The organism is Parapedobacter indicus (assembly GCF_900113765.1).
Taxonomy (GTDB): Bacteria; Bacteroidota; Bacteroidia; order Sphingobacteriales; family Sphingobacteriaceae; genus Parapedobacter; species Parapedobacter indicus.
On the sequence record NZ_FOQO01000011.1, the window covers coordinates 155,655 to 175,430 of the forward strand.

Below are 19,776 nucleotides of genomic sequence, written 5' to 3' on the forward strand. Positions count from 1 at the left end.
TTATTATTGATATCCCAATAGCCTGAGCACCTGCTTGCTGTTCTGTTCTTCACCGAATACTTCAAAGTTGAAGGTTTCATCGCGGTTTCTCCGGATGAGCACATGCTTGGGCGAGGGGAGCAGGCAGTGGTGGATGCCTCCATATCCGCTTAGCACCTCCTGATACGCACCGGTATGGAAAAAACCAAGGTACTGTATTTTGCGGGTCTTAGGCATGAATACGTTGTTCATGTGGGCTTCCTGGTTGTAATAGTCTTGCCCATCGCACGTAATGCCTCCGAGGTTTACCCGTTCATATTCCGAATCCCAGTTATTGATGGGTAAGAGGATGTATTTCTGATTGAGCGCCCATACATCCGGTAGATTGGTGATGAATGAGCCATCTAGCATCAGCCACTTTTCCCGGTCGTTCTGCTGCTTGCGTCCAAGTACTTTATACAGAATGCCCGAAGCTTCCGCTACGGTGTATTTACCGAATTCGGTAATAATATCCGGCTCCATCACCTCGTGCTGGGCACAGATCTGCTTAATCCGGTTGACGATTTCATTGACCATGTATTCGTAGTCGAAATCGTGCACCAGCGAGTCCTTGAAAGGCATGCCTCCGCCGATATCTAGGGTATCGAGGTCGGGGTTTATTTTCTTGAACTTGCAGTACAGCGTGACGTATTTTTCCAGTTCGTTCCAGTAATAAGGAGTATCCGAAATGCCCGAATTGATAAAGAAGTGGAGCAGCTTAACCCGGAAGTTGGGGTTAGGCACAACTTTATTGTTGTAGAAATCCAGGATATCCTCCAGTCGGATGCCCAGCCGGGAGGTATAAAACTGTGAATCTGGCTGTTCTTCCGCTGCAATCCGGATGCCCAAATTACAGGGTTCATCCAACTCAACTTCGTCGTCGTAGATGTTGAATTCTTCCTTGTTATCCAGCACGGGTATGATGTTCTTGTACCCATCATGAAGCATATCCACGATGTATTGTTTGTATTGGTAGGTTTTGAACCCGTTGCAGATCACGGTGATGTCTTTGTTGACAATGCCTTTTTTTTCCAAGGCGTCAATCATTGGCATATCAAAAGCCGATGACGTCTCCAAGTGGATGTCATTTTTCAAGGCTTCTTCTACTACATGGCGGAAGTGGGAGCTTTTCGTACAGTAACAATATTTATAAGTGCCCCGGTAATTATGCTTTAAGATGGCGGTTTGGAACAATATCTTTGCCTGCTGGATCTTTTTACTGATGATAGGAAGGTAAGTGAACCGCAGCGGGGTTCCGTAAGTCTCAATCATTTCCATGAGGTTGAGATCGTGGAAATACAGCTCGTCGTCGATAATATCAAATCCATCTTGGGGAAACCCCACGCTTAGGTCAAGAAATTCCTGGTAGCTTTGCATTTTCTTTTTTTGTTCTAAATAATCCCCTGCTTTTCAACGGCAGAAGCGAAATAGACCAAACATCCATTTGCATATAAAGGCGTGTTTGTCTAAGTTTGGCAAAGATATGTTTTCGGTGCGAAATGAAACAGTTATCTAAATGTAATTTTATGATTTCGATACCGGTGCTAAGGAATTAATGCTTAAATACTTACATGATCAACGCCATACAGCAACAACTTATAAAATATACTAAACAGGCAGTCAGGGAATTATATCATTCAGACGTACCCGATCATCAAATCACGTTACAGGAAACACGGAAGGAATTTGAAGGACAATTGACGATCGTCACCTTTCCATTTACCCGGTTTTCCAAAAAAACACCCGAGCTGACCGGCCAGGAAATCGGCAACTACCTGTTGCCCCATATTCCCGCCATTGCGTCGTTCAACGTAATCAAGGGGTTCCTCAATATTAGCCTTTCCGATGCGTATTGGGCGGATTTATTTACAACAGCTATCACGAAGAAAAGTTTTGGCACCTTTTCTCCCAACGGCAGGAAGGTCATGGTGGAATATTCGTCGCCAAATACCAACAAACCGCTCCACCTCGGCCATATCCGTAATAATTTATTGGGCTACTCGGTAGCCGAGATTCTGAAGAGGTATGGTTACGAGGTCGTAAAAGCTAATTTGGTGAATGACCGCGGTATCCATATCTGCAAGTCAATGCTCGCCTGGCAACGATGGGGAAGCGGAGAAACTCCCGAAAGCAGCGGCCTCAAAGGGGATCACCTGGTGGGAAAATACTATGTGTTGTTCGACAAGGCCTATAAACAGGAGATCGATGCGTTACGAGCGCAAGGAATGACCGAAGAGGAAGCCAAGAAGCAGGCGCCGGTTATCCGCGAAGCGCAGCAGATGCTCCAACAGTGGGAAGCAGGCGACGAACAGGTTATTAAGTTATGGAAATTGATGAATGGTTGGGTATACGCCGGTTTTGAACAAACCTATGGCCAGCTTGGTGTAAATTTCGATAAGTATTATTACGAGTCAGACACCTATCTGCTCGGCAAAGATATCATTCAGGAAGGACTGGATAAGGGGGTGTTTTTCAGAAAAGAAGACAACTCGGTTTGGATTGATCTGAAGGAAGATGGTCTGGATGAAAAGTTGGTGTTGCGTGGAGATGGTACTTCGGTATACATTACCCAGGATCTGGGTACAGCTCAGCTGAAATTTGACGAGTTTGGGATGGATGAGTCTATTTATGTGGTCGGCAACGAGCAAGACTACCATTTTAATGTACTCTTTCTGATTTTAAAGAAATTGGGCAGGTCATGGGCCGAAGGACTTTTCCACTTGTCGTATGGCATGGTCGATTTGCCTTCAGGCAAGATGAAATCGCGGGAGGGCACCGTGGTAGATGCCGATGACCTGATGGATGAAATGACAGAAACAGCTAAGAAGCGGACGGAAGAGCTAGGCAAGACCGAGGGGCTGTCAGATCCGGAAAAAGCACACCTTTATCACATCATTGGCATGGGAGCCCTGAAGTATTTCCTGCTGAAAGTGGAACCCAAAAAACGCTTACTGTTTGATCCCAATGAGTCTATCGATTTTCAGGGACATACAGGGCCGTTTATCCAATATACACATGCTCGTATTCAGTCTGTCTTGACGAAAGGAAGTTTTTCGGAAAGTACCCCGTTGCCTGTTCGGGATGAGTTAACGGATAGCGAACGTGACTTGATTCGGCTCTTGGGCGACTTTCCGGCTGTTATCGAAGCGTCCGCAAAAGAATTCAGTCCGGCACAATTGGCCAATTATTGTTTTGAATTGGCCAAACAGTATAATAAATTTTATCATGAAGAATCCATCCTCAAAGCAGCCGTGGAATCCATCAAGAATTTTAGATTACACCTTTCAAAGGCTACTGCCCGGATCATATCAGACGGAATGAATCTGTTGGGTATTGAAGTGCCGGAACGAATGTAAGGAGAACTCGGAAAGATGCAGAAGTTGGAAAGACCGGAAATTCGGGAGATCCGGAAATATAGCAGCAAATGAGCAAATCTAGTATAAACGTTGGCCTTATTGGCTTCGGCATAGGTGGACAAGTGTTCCATGCGCCGATTATTACTTCAGTGGACGGGCTGCGCCTGCATAAGGTAAGTGCCCGGCGTCCTGAACACCTGGAAATTCTTCACCGCCGGTATCCGGATACCCTGATCGTCGACAACGCAGATGCCATCATCCATGCCGACGACATCGACCTGGTGGTGGTGGCGACTTCCAACGACATGCATTATCCCTTTACGAAAGCGGCCCTCTTGGCAGGAAAGCATGTTGTGGTGGAAAAACCTTTCACTAACACAACAGCGGAGGCCGACGAACTTATCGCGTTGGCAAAGCAACAGAACCGCTTATTAAGCGTGCATCACAACCAACGGTGGAACAGTGACTACCTTACGTTACGGAAGGTGATTGCGAGTGGAAGGCTGGGACGATTGGTCTCTTTTGAAGCTCGTTTCGACCGTTTTCGCAATGCACTCCGTCCGAATGCATGGCGCGAAGCCAACCTGCCAGGATCGGGTATCTGGTACGACCTCGGGGCACACCTGGTAGATCAGAGTCTGCAACTTTTCGGTCTGCCGCTGGCAATAAATGCGGATTTACGCATCCAACGACCCGGTGCCGGTGCAGTGGATGATTTTGATGTGATTCTCCATTACCCCAAAGTTAAGGTGTCGTTAAAGGGAGCCATGCTCGTTAAGGAGCCTACCCCCCGGTACGCACTGTATGGAATGGACGGCGCGTTTGTGAAACCAGGCATGGATCCACAGGAAGCTGCATTGCGGGGTGGTGCATGGCCCAAGGGTGATCCCGATTGGGGAAAAGAACCGCAGGAAATATGGGGCAAGCTCAATGTCCTGGAAAATGGCGAAGATCGCCTGGAACAGATAGAAAGTGAACGGGGGGATTATCCCGGTTTTTACCGGAATATACGGGATGCGATTGCTGCTAGAGAAGAGCTGGCTGTTACAGCCGAACAGGCTCGGAATGTCATTTACGTAATTGAGATGGGTGAAAAAAGCTGGGCGGAGCGACGAACGGTAGATTTACGATTTTAGGTTGGCGACGGAAGACAATCCTTACGATGCCGTGATCGTCGGCGGCGGTGCCTGCGGTCTCATGTGCGCCATACAGGCGGGGCTGCGGGGAAAACAAACATTGGTTTTGGAACGAAACGACCATCCGGGGGCGAAGATTCGCATTTCCGGCGGTGGTCGTTGTAATTACACCAATTTGAATACGGGCATTGACAATTTTGTATCCGTTGATCCTTCGTTTGCTAGCCATGCCCTGTCGAGCTGGACGGTAAAAGATACGGTTGGTTTTTTTGAACACCAGGGAATCGTTGGTAAAGAGAAGACGCTTGGCCAGCTATTCCCAATAAGTAACAACGCGAAAGATGTCGTGTCTGTATTGACGCGGCTGATGCAACGGTACGGGCAGCGGTTGCAAACCGGAAGCAACGCATTGTCCGTCGATAAACGGATGGATGGCCTATTTGAAGTAACCTATGAAAGCAGTGGAGTGAGGCATCGCATGATCACCCCAAAAGTGGTTTTTGCAAGCGGTGGGTTGCCGGTAGCAAAGCTGGGTGCCAGCGACTTTGCCATACGGATAGCGCGCCGGTTCGGATTAGAAATTGTGCCGACGGCTCCGGCGCTGGTTCCGCTGACGATCACGGGCAAAGATGCGGAATGGTTTGCCGCATTGTCGGGCAATAGCGTGTTTTGCCGCGTATCCAATGAGCGTATTCACTTCGAAGAGAATATCCTGTTTACACATTGGGGAGTGAGCGGTCCGGCAATTCTGCAAATTTCTTCTTACTGGAGGCCGGGAGAAAGCATTGTCCTGAACCTGCTGCCGACACATTCCTTGGAACAGTTGATACAGACCGAACGGGCAGCTGGCGGAAGGCGACTGGTGGGACAGCTTTTGGGCGATTTTTATTCGCGGAGACTGGTAGAAGCACTTGGCCGTTTTCTTCCCATTCAAACTAAAATAGCCTCGTTGGGCAAGGCAGACGCCAAACGGATTGCAGACACAATTCATCACTTTGTCGTGAAGCCTGCAGGAGATAAAGGGTATGACAAAGCGGAAGTGATGCGTGGGGGCATTGCCACCCGGGAGTTGGCGCAGACAACGCTGGAAGCGAAGAAAGTACCCGGATTATATTTCGGCGGAGAGTGTGTAGATATGACGGGGTGGCTGGGTGGCTATAATTTTCAATGGGCATGGGCCAGTGGCTATGTCATTGCTCAGGCAATTTGATGTGATATTTTTTTTGGAAGGCTAAAACGGTTTATTATATTTGGGCCACTGATTTAAAACCTTACGAATGGAGAACACCTTACCGCCGGCAGCAAAGGAAGTGCCGGCTCGTCACGCCGCCAAACTCACAGAGCGCAATTATTTATTGGTATTTGGATTTGTCACGTTGTTGTTTCTGTTATGGGGCGTGGCCATCACCATGGGGGATGTTCTAAATAAGCATTTTCAGGCAGTGCTTGGGATCAGCAAAGCCCAGTCTGGCTTGGTGCAGTTTTCCATCTTTGGGGCCTACGCTGTCATGGGAATTCCTGCGGGGCTTTTCATGAAGCGGTTTGGTTACAAGAGCGGTGTATTGTTGGGGCTAGCGCTTTATGCCGTGGGAGCGTTCCTGTTTGTACCTGCGGCAGAGGCCGAATCGTTCGGCTTCTTCCGGATAGCCCTCTTTGTCTTAGCTTGCGGCTTGGCTACACTGGAAACCGTGTCACATCCCTTTATTGCTGTATTGGGCGAACAGGCGTCAAGCGATAGGCGAATCAATTTTGCCCAATCGTTCAACGGGCTGGGAACCATTATCGGCCCCACGCTAGGGAGCTATTTTATTCTAAGTGGAAACATCGGTACAACGGGAAGTCTTACTTCGGTGAAGTTGCTGTACATCGGTATCGGGATCACGATTACCCTCGTGGCGGTGGCATTTAGTCTGTTGCGTGTTCCGGCATTGCCTACGGAACACGTTCCTAGCAGTTCCGATCCGGCGGCAACGACAGCACCCAAAAAAAGTCTTTTCCAGCATCGTCATTTTGTTTGGGCCTTTGTGGCGCAATTTTTTAACACCGCAGCCCAGGGCGGTACCTGGGCGTTTTTCATTAATTACGGTCATGAAAAGATGGGGCTCAGCGACGAGATGGCCGGATACTATTTTGCCGTGAGCATGGTGATGATGACAGTCGGACGGTTTGTGGGAACATTCCTGATGAAATTCATTGCGCCAAACAAGTTGTTGGCTGTGTTTGCACTGTGTAACGTGCTGATGTGTTTGCTTATCGCGCAAAGCTGGGGATGGCCGTCGTTTGTGGCGCTGTTGATGCTTAATTTCTTTTTCAGCATTATGTTTCCGACGATTTTCAGTCTTGGTCTCAAGAATCTGGGACCGCATACGCAGCGTGCCTCTTCCTTCATTGTAATGGGCGTAGTAGGAGCGGCCCTCTTCCCGTTTGTTATGGGTAAGGTAGCTGATTACGATGTCGCTACGGCGTATTACCTACCGATCATCTGCTATTTGGTGATTTTCCTGTTTGGGGCAAAGCTGTATAAAACCGGTCCACGCTTCTGAATTCGTGACTTATTGTTTACCTTTGCAGCAAAAAGCAGGCCCGTTCTATCGCCGCGGCAGCAGCCGGGGAGGAAAGTCCGGACAACACAGAGCACCTCGCTTCCTAACGGGAAGGGCCCCGATGCAGATTGGGGTACGGAAAGTGCCACAGAAAACAAACCGCTTCGATTCGTTGGAGCAAGGGTGAAAACGTGGGGTAAGAGCCCACGGCTTTGTATGGCAACATACATCGCGGTAAACCCCGGGGGTTGAAAGGCCAAATAGGTTGCGGATTACTGGAGCTGCTCGCTTCTAATTTGCCGGTAGGCAAACACCGCAACGGGTAGGCCGATGGAGCCTGCTAGTGATGGCAGGCCTAGATAAATGATAGAAGCCCCGCTTGCGGGGAACAGAATCCGGCTTATAGGGTTTGCTTTTTTGTAAAATACAAATATGACCAAGATATTAATCATTGACGACGAACGGGCTATCCGTAGTACCCTCAGAGAAATTCTTGAATACGAAGATTATAAGGTAATCGATACGGACAATGGTATCGATGGTTTGGCGATTATCAAAAAAGAAGATATCGATCTGGTACTTTGCGATATTAAAATGAGCAAGATGGATGGGATGGAAGTGCTTACCGAAGCAATAGCCATCAAACCCGATCTACCTTTTATCATGATATCGGGGCACGGTACCATCGAAACTGCTGTCGAAGCGAGCAAAAAGGGTGCTTACGATTTTATTTCCAAACCACCCGATCTGAATCGGTTATTGATCACGGTACGTAATGCATTGGAACGCGGTACTTTGGTTACCGAAACGAAGGTGCTGAAGCGGAAAGTAAGCAAAACGCGTGATATACTTGGTGATTCAGGTGCCATCCAACGCATCAAAGAAACGATCGAGCGGGTTGCTCCAACCGATGCCAGGGTACTGATAACAGGGGCCAACGGTAGCGGTAAAGAATTGGTTGCGCGTTGGCTGCATGAAAAATCGCCGCGGGCGGGAGCGCCATTGGTCGAAGTGAACTGTGCTGCCATCCCGTCAGAATTAATTGAAAGCGAGCTTTTTGGACACGAAAAGGGGTCATTTACATCTGCCGTAAAACAACGCATCGGGAAGTTCGAACAGGCGCATAACGGAACGCTGTTTTTGGATGAGATCGGCGACATGAGCCTTTCTGCCCAGGCAAAGGTGCTGAGGGCATTGCAGGAAAATAAGATCACCCGCGTAGGTGGGGAGAAGGAGATTACCGTCAACGTACGGGTGATTGCAGCGACTAACAAGGATTTGCTCAAAGAGATCGATGCGGGTAATTTCCGTATGGACTTGTACCATCGATTGAGTGTTATCATTATTCATGTTCCGCCGTTGACCGAGCGGAAAGGAGATATCCCTACTTTGGCCGAGCATTTTTGCGAGGAGGTTTGCAACGAATACAACATGCCGGTGAAGAAAATCACCGTGGACGCAATGGACGCCCTCAAAGAACTGCCCTGGACTGGCAATATCCGGGAACTGCGTAATATGGTAGAACGTCTGATTATCCTGAGTGATAAGTCGATTACCGACAGAGATGTACGGACGTTTGCAAACCCCAGTTTAGCAAGTGTGAGCCACGAAGAAGTTGCAAAAGTGGATGAAGCGGCTATTTCTCACCCCGCAGTAATCAACCTGATGACCCAATACGATGATTTCTCCTCATTTCAGGACTTCAAGGATCATACAGAAAAAGAATACATCAAATACAAATTGGAAAAAAATGGATGGAATGTATCCAAAACAGCGGATGAAATTGATATCCAACGCAGCCATTTGTATAGCAAGATCGAAAAATACGGTTTGAAAAGAGAATCATAGCCCACATGGGCTATGATTTCATTCGTTAAATTTTCTGTATTGTTTCCGAACAAGTACAATCACAACGATAACCAGTACAATTCCCCCAAGAACGATGTAGCCATACGTCTGCCAGGGGCTTGCAGCCGTTTCGGGTTCGCTGTGCTGAATAACGGCGATGAGGTTAAAAAACGCAAATAATAAGGCAACGGTACTGTGCATGATGGCATCATAATTTCCGTACAATATACAAATATAAATGCACAAATAACCGTTATGTTTTTTTTATTTCGCTTTTTGACAAAACGTATGCCCGCTAGGCAATTTCAGCGATAAATACGCCATCACGGTTGACCGCATCCCGGTTTTTAAGGATATTTCCCAAATTTACCTTGCCAATTACATATTTGAAATTGTTGGCGTAAAAACGTTCGCTGATGGACGAAAATCCGAGTGTTTCGATCAGCTGTTCATCTTCATAACGAAGGTAGACCTGAATGTCCCAATCGGTGCTATATGTCAGTTCACCCGCCCCAAGATGTTTTTTATATTCGTATTTGTATCCGTACCGGAGCGCAGCAATGTCAGACAACACCGCAGATCCGGTGGGATGCCCTCCAGCACCCTTGCCATAGAAAAATTGTTCATCAGCAAATGCAGCTTTAACCAGTACACCGTTATACTCGTTTTCCACGGCGTAAAGGATGTTGTCGGGAGAGACCAGTTTTGGCAGTACGTAGAGAATGACTGCTTTGTCGTTAATTTCCCGTGCGGTAGGAATTAGTTTTATTCTGAAATTTTTCTCCCGCGCAAATTGAATATCCGAAGCGCCCAACTTATCGATTCCGATGTTTAAGATGGCATCGGGGGATAAATACAAGCCATAAGCATGGGAGGCAACGATGGTCAATTTAAATTTAGCGTCAAATCCGCCGACGTCTAACGTAGGATCGGTTTCCGCAAACCCAAGGTCTTGTGCTTGTTTCAATGCGGTTGAATACGCTAAGTTTTCATTGAATATTTTCGAAAGAATGTAGTTGGATGAACCGTTGAAGATACCAGTTACCGAATGCAATAGCTCGTTGTCATAGTATTCTTCCAGGTTTCGGATAATGGGGATACTGCCGCACACAGCACCTTCGTAAAGTAGGCTGGTGCCATGTTTATGCTGAATATCCACCAATTCTTCCAGGTGGGTGGCGATCATCTTTTTATTTGCCGAAACCACATTCTTGCCCGATCGGAGTGCTGCGGAAACGATGTCAAAGGCTGCCGCGGCGTCATCTATTAATTCGACCACGGTATTGATTTCGGGGTCGTCCAACACAGACCTCGCATCCGTGGTGAATAACGATGCGGGCAATGTTCTTTTTTTTTCGGGATGTTTGATGACGAACCGTTTGATGGCAAGGTTGAGATTTTTGGTCTTGATGATGTCGTGTAGCCCTTGTCCCACTACGCCGAAACCGAAAAGTCCTAAGGTAAGTTTGTTGTCCATGTTTGCTGTTATGTCAATATAGTTAGCTCACTTGTTGATAAGCTAGTTGATTTTGGGTCGCCTTGTTGTGACTGAGGAACCTTGAGATCTCTTCCGTAATCCGCTCGGTCTCTATAAGAAAGCCGTCATGTCCATAAAATGAGTTGATTTCGGCATATACCGCGTCTGGAATGTGGTTGGTTAGGAATTTTTGCTCCGTTATGGGGAATAAGAGGTCGCTGTTGATTCCAATGACCAATGTTTTTGCCTTGATCTGGCGCAAAACGTCACGTATATCCGCGCGTCCGCGTCCGATATTGTGCCCATCCATCGCTTTGCTCAGGAACCAATAGCTATAAGCGTTGAAACGCTTGACCAGTTTCTCTCCCTGATAATTCTGATACGAAGAGGCCCGGAAGCCATCTGTTTTTTCATTCGAAGTTTCCAGTTGAGTGGCCCCATAGGTGTCATATCCGCGATAAGACAGCAATGCCATACTGCGGGCCGCTTTCAGCCCTTTCGCCCCCCCATTAGGTTTGTTCGCATAAAAGGTCCGATCGGCACTGATGGCAAGTCGCTGACTTTCATTGAATGCGATACCCCAGGGAGAATGGATGGCATTTGTCGCAACAAGTACCAGGCGGTCAATCCGGCTGGAATCCATAATAGCCCATTCCAACACTTGCTGGCCACCCAACGAGCCACCAATGGCCAACGCGATTTTTTCGATGCCTAAATGAGCTGCAAGCAATCGGTGCGCGGCCGCTACATCCCGGATAGAAAACGAAGGGAAAGCTAAGTAATAGGGTTGTCCGGTTGCCGGATTGATGCTCAAAGGGTAGGTAGTCCCGTAAGGAGATCCGATACTGTTTGCACAAATTATAAAATAATCTTTCGGATTGAAGAAATCAGTTGAGCCGAACAATCCCGGCCACCACTCGAAAACGTCCGAATTACCCGTAAGTGCATGACAAACCCATACCACGTTATCTTTCCGTTCATTCAGGCTACCATATGTGTGGTAAGCGATTCGAAGGTTTTCGATTCGCTTACCACTTTCAAGTGTGAATGTATCTGAACACGTAAATGTTTGTATGCTCATACGAGGCATAACTAGATTTTGTCGAATGCTTGTTGCAGGTCCGCTTTGATGTCGTCGACATGTTCGATGCCCACAGCCAGTCGCAACTCTCCCGGGAAAACACCTGCACTTGCCTGTTCCGCTTCACTGAGCTGCTGGTGGGTGGTTGCCGAAGGATGGATAATCAATGTTTTGGTATCGCCTACATTCGCAAGATGGCTAATCAACTCCAGGTTGTCGATAAATACATTAGCTTTCTCAGCGTCGCCTTTTATTTTGAACGACAATACGCTGCCAAATCCGTTTTTAAGGTAAGTTTGGGCACGTAAGTGGTTCGGGTGACTTTTCAATCCTGGATAGCTGACCCGTTCGACCTGTGGATGGCCTTCGAGCCATTTGGCGATTTCCAACGCGTTGTCCACATGCCGTTGCACCCGCAGCGATAAGGTTTCTAGCCCTTGTAGTAAGAGAAATGCATTAAAAGGAGACAAGGCCGGCCCGAAGTCCCGTAGCCCTTCCACACGGGCCCGGATGATGAACTGAATGTTTCCCAAGGGGCTATCTACGCCAAATACGTCGCTGAAAACCAATCCGTGATATCCGTCGGATGGCTCGCTGAATTGCTTGAATTTGCCGTTACCCCAATTGTAGTTTCCCCCATCAACGATGACGCCGGCGATGCTGTTACCGTGTCCGCCAATCCATTTTGTGGCGGCCTGTACGACCACATTGGCACCGTGTTCGATGGGCTTAAAAAGATAGCCGGCAGCACCGAACGTATTGTCGACGATCAAGGGAAGGTCGTATTTCTTCGCAACGGCTGCGATGCGATCGAAATCGGGAATGGAATAACTGGGGTTGCCGATGGTCTCCACATAGATTGCTTTGGTTTTTTCATCGATCAATGCCTCAAAGCTTTCCGGATCATCATTTTTCGTGAACCGGGCTTCTATGCCCAAGCGCTTGAATGAAACTTTGAATTGGTTGTAGGTGCCACCATACAGGTTTGCACTGGTAACGAAATTCTCTCCACTTTCCAAAATGTTGGTCAACGCAATGAATTGGGCCGATTGACCCGATGCGACCGCAAGACCGGCGACACCGCCTTCAAGCGCTGCTACGCGTTTTTCAAAAACGTCGGTCGTGGGGTTCATGATGCGTGTATAGATGTTTCCAAATTCCTTCAGGGCAAATAGATTCGCACCGTGTTCCGCACTGTTGAATACAAAGGAAGTGGTTTGGTAAATGGGCACCGCACGTGAGCCGGTGGTAGGATCTGCTTCTTGTCCCGCATGTACTTGCAGCGTTTCAAATTTTAGATTTTCGTTAGCCATGATTTATTGTTTTAGAATTTTAAATTTGTTTTAAAATGGATAATCCGATTGGATGCTATTTAGCTATAACCGCCTTAAACGGCGGCTACTCGTGAATAGCTGGCAAAGGGCCTAGCAACATCCGCACATACCCTGTACGCCCGGGCACATTCGGCGGACTCCCGCCCTTATGGATGCTAAATAATGAAAGTTACTTGAAAAATCCGTATTCATCGTCTTATTATTTATATGCTCCCAATCGATATCGTTTGGGACAGGAATTGGCACCTTTTCCACCGTTTGCGAATGGTTGCCAGTGGGTCACTGAGCCAGTCTCTCGCCACTTCTTTATAAACCAAGACCTTAAAGAGGAATTGATTTGTATGTGCCTAAACACATAACGGATGCAAATATAGCGGGTGCGATTTGGTTGTGCAAAGTTTTTTTGATTTTTTTGCGAAGATGAGCATTACTTTTAATACTGCGGCGTTGTTATTCCCTGCGATCAGCTTGATTATGTTGGCATATACCAACCGGTTTCTGGCGCTGGCGGCGCTGGTCCGTAGCCTGCACGCGAAATACCTTGAACATAATAAAAGCGGGGTCCTGCATGGACAGATCAAGAATCTGCGCTATCGGCTTAAACTTATCAGGCAAATGCAAGCCTTGGGTGTAGTAAGCTTTATTACCTGTATTGTTTGCATGTATTGTATTTACATGGAATTCAAGTTTTTTACGGAGCTGACATTTGCCCTGAGTCTGCTGTTCTTTGCCGTATCGTTGATTATTTCATTGGTTGAAATTCAGGTAAGCAATAGAGCACTGGAATTGGAACTTGGAGATATGGAGGGCAGGAAAAAAAGCGGCCCCCAGTAGGAGGCCGCTGAATTTAAGTTTAGAAGGGTGTTAGTTATCGTACGAATAGCAGCTCCCGCAATTTTGGCAACGGCCATTGGCCATCGTCCACAATCTGCTCCAACTTATTGATGTGATAACGAATCTTATCAAAGTAAGGTTTCACATTTTCATCGTAAGCAATTGCTTTTTCACGGACATCTTCCAGTATATTGGCTTTTTTGCGTTCCTGACGCATCGCTTCAGCATCGATAAGGATGGTGTTGATGTGGTTGGAAATACGCTCAATCAGGTTGGATTGTGAGCCGTAGGCCTCGGATTTAAAGCCGAGATCTTTCAATCCTTTTACATTGGTAATCAAATCGTTTTGGTAATGGAAAGCTGCAGGAGCCAGGATACTATTTACGATCTCCCCAATGACGCGGGCTTCAATCTGAATTTTCTTGTAATAGCTTTCCAGCAGGATCTCGTGCCGCGCTTCGCTTTCACGTTTGCTCAACACGGACAAACTTTCAAACAACTCCAGTGATTTTTCACTGACGTATACATCCAATGCTCTGGGTGTGGTCTTGATGTTAGAAAGGCCGCGTTTGTGCGCTTCTTCTTCCCATTCTTTGCTGTATCCATTGCCTTCAAAACGGATGGCTTTGGACTCTTTGATGTATTTGCGTACAACGTTGAGCAGCGCCAGGTCTTTTTTCGTGCCCTTTTTGATTTGTTTGTCCACTTCCGACTTAAACTCGATCAATTGGCTGGCAACGATCGCATTGAGCACCGTCATCGGACTCGCGCTGTTGGCAGAGGAACCAACGGCCCGGAATTCAAATTTGTTTCCAGTGAATGCAAACGGCGATGTCCGGTTGCGGTCGGTATTGTCTAACTGCAATTCAGGTATTTTCGGGATCCCGTGCCAGAGCATTGCTTCGTTTTTCACTTTTTTGGCTACTCTTGCCGTTTCCACTTCGTCAAGCACGGCATTGAGCTGGCTTCCGAGGAAGATGGAAATGATGGCGGGCGGCGCTTCATTAGCACCCAGACGGTGGTCATTTGCGGCGCTGGCAATGGAGGCGCGCAGCAGATCTGCGTGATCGTGCACCGCTTTGATGACGTTAACAAAAAAGGTCAAGAACATCAGGTTGGTCTTCGGAGTTTTCCCCGGGGAAAGCAGGTTGACGCCTGTATTGGTAATCATCGACCAGTTGTTATGCTTGCCAGAACCGTTTATGTCGGCATAAGGTTTCTCGTGAATGAGTACCTTAAATTTATGACGGAGTGCCACCTGCTCCATCAAATTAAGAAGCAATTGATTGTGGTCGATGGCAAGGTTGATTTCCTCGAACATGGGCGCACATTCGAACTGCGAGGGAGCAACCTCGTTATGACGGGTTTTCAATGGAATACCCAATTTAAGTGCTTCTTGTTCCAAATCTACCATGAAAGCCAACACGCGCTCAGGAATTGCACCGAAATAATGGTCCTCCAATTGTTGCCCTTTGGCTGACATGTGTCCGAACAAGGTCCGACCGGTCAGTTGTAAATCAGGCCTTGCATTAAACAATGCTAAATCCACCAGGAAATATTCCTGCTCGATACCAAGCGATGCGAAGACTTTCGTGACCGATTTATCGAAGAAATTGGCGACATCTACCGCAGCTTTATCCAACACATTCACTGCTTTTAGCAACGGTGCTTTGTAGTCGAGTGCTTCGCCGGTATACGAAACAAATATCGTAGGGATACAAAGCGTCTTACTGCCACCGGTTTCGTAGATGAATGCGGGAGAAGAGGGATCCCAGCCGGTATAGCCCCGGGCTTCAAACGTATTGCGGATACCACCACTGGGAAAGCTGGATGCATCTGGTTCCTGTTGTACCAGTGCACTGGCGGTGAATTTGTCAATGGCAGATCCGTCAGGCAAGGGTTCAAAAAATGCATCGTGCTTTTCAGCCGTCGCGCCTGTTAGTGGCTGAAACCAGTGGGTGTAATGTGTTACGCCATTGCTGATCGCCCAGCTTTTCATCGCTTGTGAGATGTGTTCGGCAAGATCCAGACTGATTGTCTTTCCTTCATCAATCGTTTCCATCAATTCCGCGTAAGCGTTTTTTGGAAGAAATTCCTTCATCTTGGCGGTTGTGAATACATTTTTGCAGTAATAAGATGATGGTTTGATGGTTTCAGATGTTTTGTCGTTGTTTAATCTGGATATGGCAGTCTCTACTGCTTTAAATCTTAATTCTGACATTTAATTTTCATTTATTTGTTTAACGCGCTGTTATTTTTTTGAATTATGCTCCAATATTCGAAAAAAAAAATGACATTTCCTTATTTTTTTGTTATAAATGAAAATATTTTTCATGTTTTATGAAAAATTACTCTGTTTTTTCATTTATCGTTGCGTAATTTACAATGTAGAACTAATTGCCGAACCCCCAGTCGATCCCTTTCAGGGTTGCCGGAACACCCTTTTCTATCCAAGGCGCTGCAGGTTTCCCCTTTAGGAAATGGTCGAAAAACTCCAATTCACGACGCTGGATATCTTTGCGGTTTTGCCGTTGTACTAAGTTATGTGCCTCGCCATTGTAGTTCAATAGCCAAACGGGTTTCTGCAACCGACGTAGGGCGGTAAACATTTCGATACCCTGGTACCAAGGGACTGCACCATCGGCATCGTTGCTCATGATCACCACTGGCGTGGTCACATTGGGCAGGTGGAATAACGGAGAGTTTTCGATGTAAAGAGCTGGATTTTCCCACAGTGTAGCGCCTATGCGGCTTTGGGTACGCTCGTACTGGAACTGGCGGTTCATGCCACTTCCCCAGCGGATGCCTCCATATGCCGATGTCATATTTACAACCGGTGCACCAGACCATGCCGCCGCATACATATCGGTGCGGGTGATTAAGTGAGCCACTTGGTAACCTCCCCAACTTTGTCCCTGAATGCCGAGCTTGCCGCTATCGACCCACGGTTGTTTTTTCAATTCTTCCATACCTGAATTGACGTACTCCTCCGCCGATCGGCCCGGATAGCCGGTTTCATAGCGGATATCGGGCGCGAAGACCAAGTATCCGTTGCTTACGAAAAAACTGATGTTAAGGCGTGAAGGTGTGGGAGTAGGCGGAATGTACGTATGAAGTCCGTCAGAAAGTCTTTCATAAAAATAGGCGATAACGGGATATTTTTTATTGGGATCAAAATCTTCCGGTTTATAAAGAATGCCTTCAGCAGCATGTCCTTTCGGTGTCGTCCATTGCATCAGTTCAGCGGTTCCCCAATTGTAATTTGTTTGCTGGGGGTTAATGCTGCTCAATTTGGTTTCACTTGTGAAATCAGGCGACGTGTATAGATCGGGAGAACTTACATAGCTTTCTTTGGTGTATAAATAGTGCTTGGTTTCTGTGGCCCTTTGAACAGCCCCCAGGCGAAAAGGTCCCATGCTGATTTCCTTCGGGTCCCGGTTGTTCCGACCATTGGATACATACCAACCATTTTCTTTGTTGATATGATTAAATGCTGATAAAATCAAGGGCTCCTTCTTATCAATAATGGTGGGTTTCCTCGGTCTGCCTGGCAAATTTCTGTCATTGGCAAAATGGATGTATCGAAACGTAACCTGATTGCTTCTGCCGGCCCCGTTTGTGAGGATTCTGCGTTCGGTGCCATCGAGGGCAAACGCCCAGATGTCGTATTTATCATTTATGAACACGGCCGCATCGTCTTCCGTCCAACCGGCGATGCCATATCCATTGGGCTCATCGGGTACATCATTATCTTCATCTGAAAAGATTACAGGCAAGTCGGCGTTTAAACGCAGTGTGCTGCCCGACTGGATGGTGTGACTATACCAGCTGCTATCCGATCGATTAAACCAAACGATATAGTTGCCGGTTGGTGAAAGGCTGATGGAGCCTCTGATGTTAGCTGCTATTTTTTTTCGGCTTCCATCTGTGGTAGATACCGCGTAGATATCCTGAAATGACCCCGTTTGCCATTGCGTTTCGATGCGCCTTCCTATATCGGTCGTGCCCAATGCAAATTCATTGTCTGCATCATACGTCAATCGCACTTCGGGTAGCTGTTCATCGGCCAAAGGGATCACCTTCCTTCCTTGTTTGGGATAGGTGACAGCCAGGTAACTCCGGTTTAGCTCTTCCCGGAGGTTAACCAATTGCTGAGGTTGCAGGTAATCGTCTTTCCAATGCCAGATGTCTACATTGGCATGTTCAAATTCAACGAGGGTTGTATCTTTTACCCGTGGAACAGGGGCAATGCCAAAAAAGAGTTTTTTTCCGTTTTTACTAAATCTGACATCGCCGTCGCCGCTTATATACCAATTGGACGGCACGCCGTTCGTATACGCATCGGCAATGACAATGGCTGTATCTTGGGCGGGTGTATAGTAATATAATTTGAATGCTTTCTGAAGGGACTTTTCAGGACTTTTGTCGGCTGTGAACGCAAGCTGCGAGGTAGATTCGTCAAAAGCAATGTTTTTATATACACCCTTTCCGCGGCTGATGTGATGAGCCGCATCGGACACCAGGTCGTAGTAATATAGTCCAGCGTCTGCGCCGATGCTATCTTTTTCGGCAGCAGTACGCACAAATACCAACGCGTTTCCGTCTTTGTTGAAGTGATACATGTTTACGCGTTCAAATGTGGTTTCGTTGCCGCTTGCCAGGTTCCGAATATGCAAGATAGATACAGGCTTTTTGTGAGAAGGTTTGTCGGTTTCAGCCGTGTCTGCTTTCAGGGTATCCGGGGATGGTGGAAGGTCTTCACGTACATAGGCTAGGTATTCGCTCGTTTCCTCGGGGATTTTGTAGGATTTTACGTTAGGTATTTTAATAAGGTTTGCGGTTTCCAGGGCAAATATCGCTAGTGAGTCCTTGGGCATTTCATCGGGCTTCTTTTTCCGGATGCGCGCTTCGCGGGATTCGCTGAAAAAAGGTTTGATCAAGGCGACCAGAAACCGTTGGTCTGCAGAAAAATCGGCTTGAAATCCCCGGTCGATCTTTCCAATCTGCTGCTTATGCGGCGTAGTAATAAACAGCTGTGCATCCCCTTCTTGGGGCGTGACCGTATAAAAAATAAAACTTCCGTCTGCCGAAATTCCCGATGAACCAATGCTTTGCCAGCCATCATATACGCTATGATCCAATGGTTTTTTTTGAGCAGATGTAGTATAAGGGACTAATAAAAAAGGTAAAAAGAAGGCGATGTTTCGCCGAATAAAAGAAACTTGGGTTTTCATGGATGCAATATTGGTATAATTAGCTGTAATTGCGGGCAGCTGTACTATTTTTTTTACAAGCAAAGAAAACACGGTCAGGCAAGTTTGGTGTTGCCAACGTAACAAAGCTGTTGAGAGCGTGTCAAAATTACTGTTTTTCGCATGATCTCGGAATGAGGTTTCTTGTCCTGAAGGCAAATAGTTTATTTTTACAGCAATCTTAGATTAAATGAATCATACGTGGCGGCTATATTAAGTGTAAAGGAAGTGGGCAAGACCTACGAAAGTGCAGGCAAATCACTAACTGTTCTGCATCGGATTAATTTTGAGGTGGAGGCGGCTTCAACCGTGTCCATCGTTGGCCCTTCCGGGAGTGGAAAAACCACCTTATTGGGGCTGTGCGCAGGATTGGATCGCGCTAGCCTGGGGAGTATCGTGCTGAACGGAGTCTGCTTAGATGAACTTGGCGAAGACGACCGGGCTAAGGTGCGTAATCAGTATGTAGGCTTTGTTTTTCAGAATTTTCAATTACTCCCTACCTTGACTGCACTGGAAAATGTAATGGTGCCGCTTGAACTTCGCGGCGAGCGGGGAAGTAGAAGCCGGGCATTGGAACTGTTGGATAAAGTAGGATTGGCCGATCGGGGTCATCACTACCCGTTGCAGCTTTCGGGGGGTGAACAACAGCGGGTATCGATTGCCCGGGCGTTTTCCAATTCACCGCAGATTCTGTTTGCGGATGAGCCGACAGGAAATCTGGATGCTGAAACCAGTGAAACGATCGAGCGTCTCCTGTTTAATCTCAATCGGGATATGGGAACCACGTTGGTGCTGGTGACACATGATATGGAATTGGCATTCAAAACAAAGCGAGTCATTCGCATGAAAGGAGGAGGCGTGATTTCCGATGAGGTTACACAACCTAAAGAACTGTAA

At 47.2% G+C, this 19,776-nt stretch carries 14 protein-coding genes, 1 other RNA gene and 1 riboswitch; of the genes, 8 read left to right on the top strand and 7 right to left on the bottom strand.

Annotated elements, in window-relative coordinates:
• Positions 1-3: 3 nt before the first annotated feature.
• Positions 4-1,395: an arginine decarboxylase gene (locus tag BMZ56_RS20800; RefSeq protein WP_090630283.1), complete on the bottom strand. Its 1,392-nt coding sequence runs from the start codon at positions 1,393-1,395 to the stop codon at positions 4-6.
• Positions 1,396-1,589: 194 nt separating this feature from the next.
• Between BMZ56_RS20800 and argS the strand changes: the two genes are divergently transcribed.
• The 6 genes from argS to BMZ56_RS20830 all read left to right on the top strand — a co-directional run bounded on the left by argS (position 1,590) and on the right by BMZ56_RS20830 (position 8,901).
• A complete protein-coding gene (gene argS, locus BMZ56_RS20805) occupies positions 1,590-3,374 on the top strand; it encodes an arginine--tRNA ligase (protein WP_090630286.1) in 1,785 nt (594 codons plus the stop codon).
• 68 nt (positions 3,375-3,442) lie between these two features.
• The gene (locus BMZ56_RS20810; protein ID WP_090630288.1) at positions 3,443-4,510 is read left to right on the top strand and encodes an oxidoreductase; all 1,068 of its coding nucleotides are present in this window, start codon (positions 3,443-3,445) and stop codon (positions 4,508-4,510) included.
• A 1-nt stretch (position 4,511) separates the two neighbouring features.
• Positions 4,512-5,720, top strand: a complete 1,209-nt coding sequence (locus tag BMZ56_RS20815) for a BaiN/RdsA family NAD(P)/FAD-dependent oxidoreductase (RefSeq protein WP_256213850.1) — start codon at positions 4,512-4,514, stop codon at positions 5,718-5,720.
• Positions 5,721-5,787: 67 nt separating this feature from the next.
• A complete protein-coding gene (locus tag BMZ56_RS20820) occupies positions 5,788-7,053 on the top strand; it encodes a sugar MFS transporter (RefSeq protein ID WP_090630291.1) in 1,266 nt (421 codons plus the stop codon).
• 32 nt (positions 7,054-7,085) lie between these two features.
• Positions 7,086-7,472: RNase P RNA component class A (gene rnpB, locus BMZ56_RS20825), an RNA gene on the top strand.
• A gap of 13 nt (positions 7,473-7,485) precedes the next feature.
• Positions 7,486-8,901 carry a sigma-54-dependent transcriptional regulator gene (locus BMZ56_RS20830; protein WP_090630294.1) on the top strand — a complete coding sequence of 472 codons (1,416 nt, stop codon included), beginning with the start codon at positions 7,486-7,488 and terminating at the stop codon, positions 8,899-8,901.
• Positions 8,902-8,919: 18 nt separating this feature from the next.
• On the opposite strand, the gene BMZ56_RS20835 is transcribed toward BMZ56_RS20830, so the two are convergent.
• From BMZ56_RS20835 to BMZ56_RS20850, 4 genes are all read right to left on the bottom strand, one after another.
• Positions 8,920-9,102 (bottom strand): hypothetical protein, encoded by a 183-nt coding sequence (locus BMZ56_RS20835; RefSeq protein ID WP_143072982.1) that lies wholly within the window; start codon positions 9,100-9,102, stop codon positions 8,920-8,922.
• 94 nt (positions 9,103-9,196) lie between these two features.
• Complete coding sequence (locus tag BMZ56_RS20840; RefSeq protein WP_090630298.1) at positions 9,197-10,378, bottom strand: homoserine dehydrogenase; 1,182 nt, start codon at positions 10,376-10,378, stop codon at positions 9,197-9,199.
• 22 nt (positions 10,379-10,400) lie between these two features.
• Positions 10,401-11,459: a homoserine O-acetyltransferase family protein gene (locus BMZ56_RS20845; RefSeq protein ID WP_090630304.1), complete on the bottom strand. Its 1,059-nt coding sequence runs from the start codon at positions 11,457-11,459 to the stop codon at positions 10,401-10,403.
• 11 nt (positions 11,460-11,470) lie between these two features.
• Positions 11,471-12,772 (bottom strand): O-acetylhomoserine aminocarboxypropyltransferase/cysteine synthase family protein, encoded by a 1,302-nt coding sequence (locus BMZ56_RS20850; protein ID WP_177195239.1) that lies wholly within the window; start codon positions 12,770-12,772, stop codon positions 11,471-11,473.
• Positions 12,773-12,993: 221 nt separating this feature from the next.
• Positions 12,994-13,108: riboswitch (SAM riboswitch) on the bottom strand.
• 105 nt (positions 13,109-13,213) lie between these two features.
• On the opposite strand from BMZ56_RS20850, the gene BMZ56_RS20855 reads away from it, so the two are divergent.
• Positions 13,214-13,627 (top strand): DUF2721 domain-containing protein, encoded by a 414-nt coding sequence (locus BMZ56_RS20855; RefSeq protein WP_090630309.1) that lies wholly within the window; start codon positions 13,214-13,216, stop codon positions 13,625-13,627.
• A gap of 34 nt (positions 13,628-13,661) precedes the next feature.
• On the opposite strand, the gene BMZ56_RS20860 is transcribed toward BMZ56_RS20855, so the two are convergent.
• Both BMZ56_RS20860 and BMZ56_RS20865 read right to left on the bottom strand, forming a co-directional pair.
• The gene (locus BMZ56_RS20860; protein WP_090630313.1) at positions 13,662-15,848 is read right to left on the bottom strand and encodes a glutamine synthetase III family protein; all 2,187 of its coding nucleotides are present in this window, start codon (positions 15,846-15,848) and stop codon (positions 13,662-13,664) included.
• A gap of 172 nt (positions 15,849-16,020) precedes the next feature.
• Positions 16,021-18,768, bottom strand: a complete 2,748-nt coding sequence (locus tag BMZ56_RS20865) for a S9 family peptidase (RefSeq protein ID WP_245893326.1) — start codon at positions 18,766-18,768, stop codon at positions 16,021-16,023.
• A gap of 312 nt (positions 18,769-19,080) precedes the next feature.
• Here BMZ56_RS20865 and BMZ56_RS20870 point away from each other — a divergent pair, with 312 nt between their 5' ends.
• Positions 19,081-19,776 (top strand): ABC transporter ATP-binding protein, encoded by a 696-nt coding sequence (locus tag BMZ56_RS20870; RefSeq protein WP_090630316.1) that lies wholly within the window; start codon positions 19,081-19,083, stop codon positions 19,774-19,776.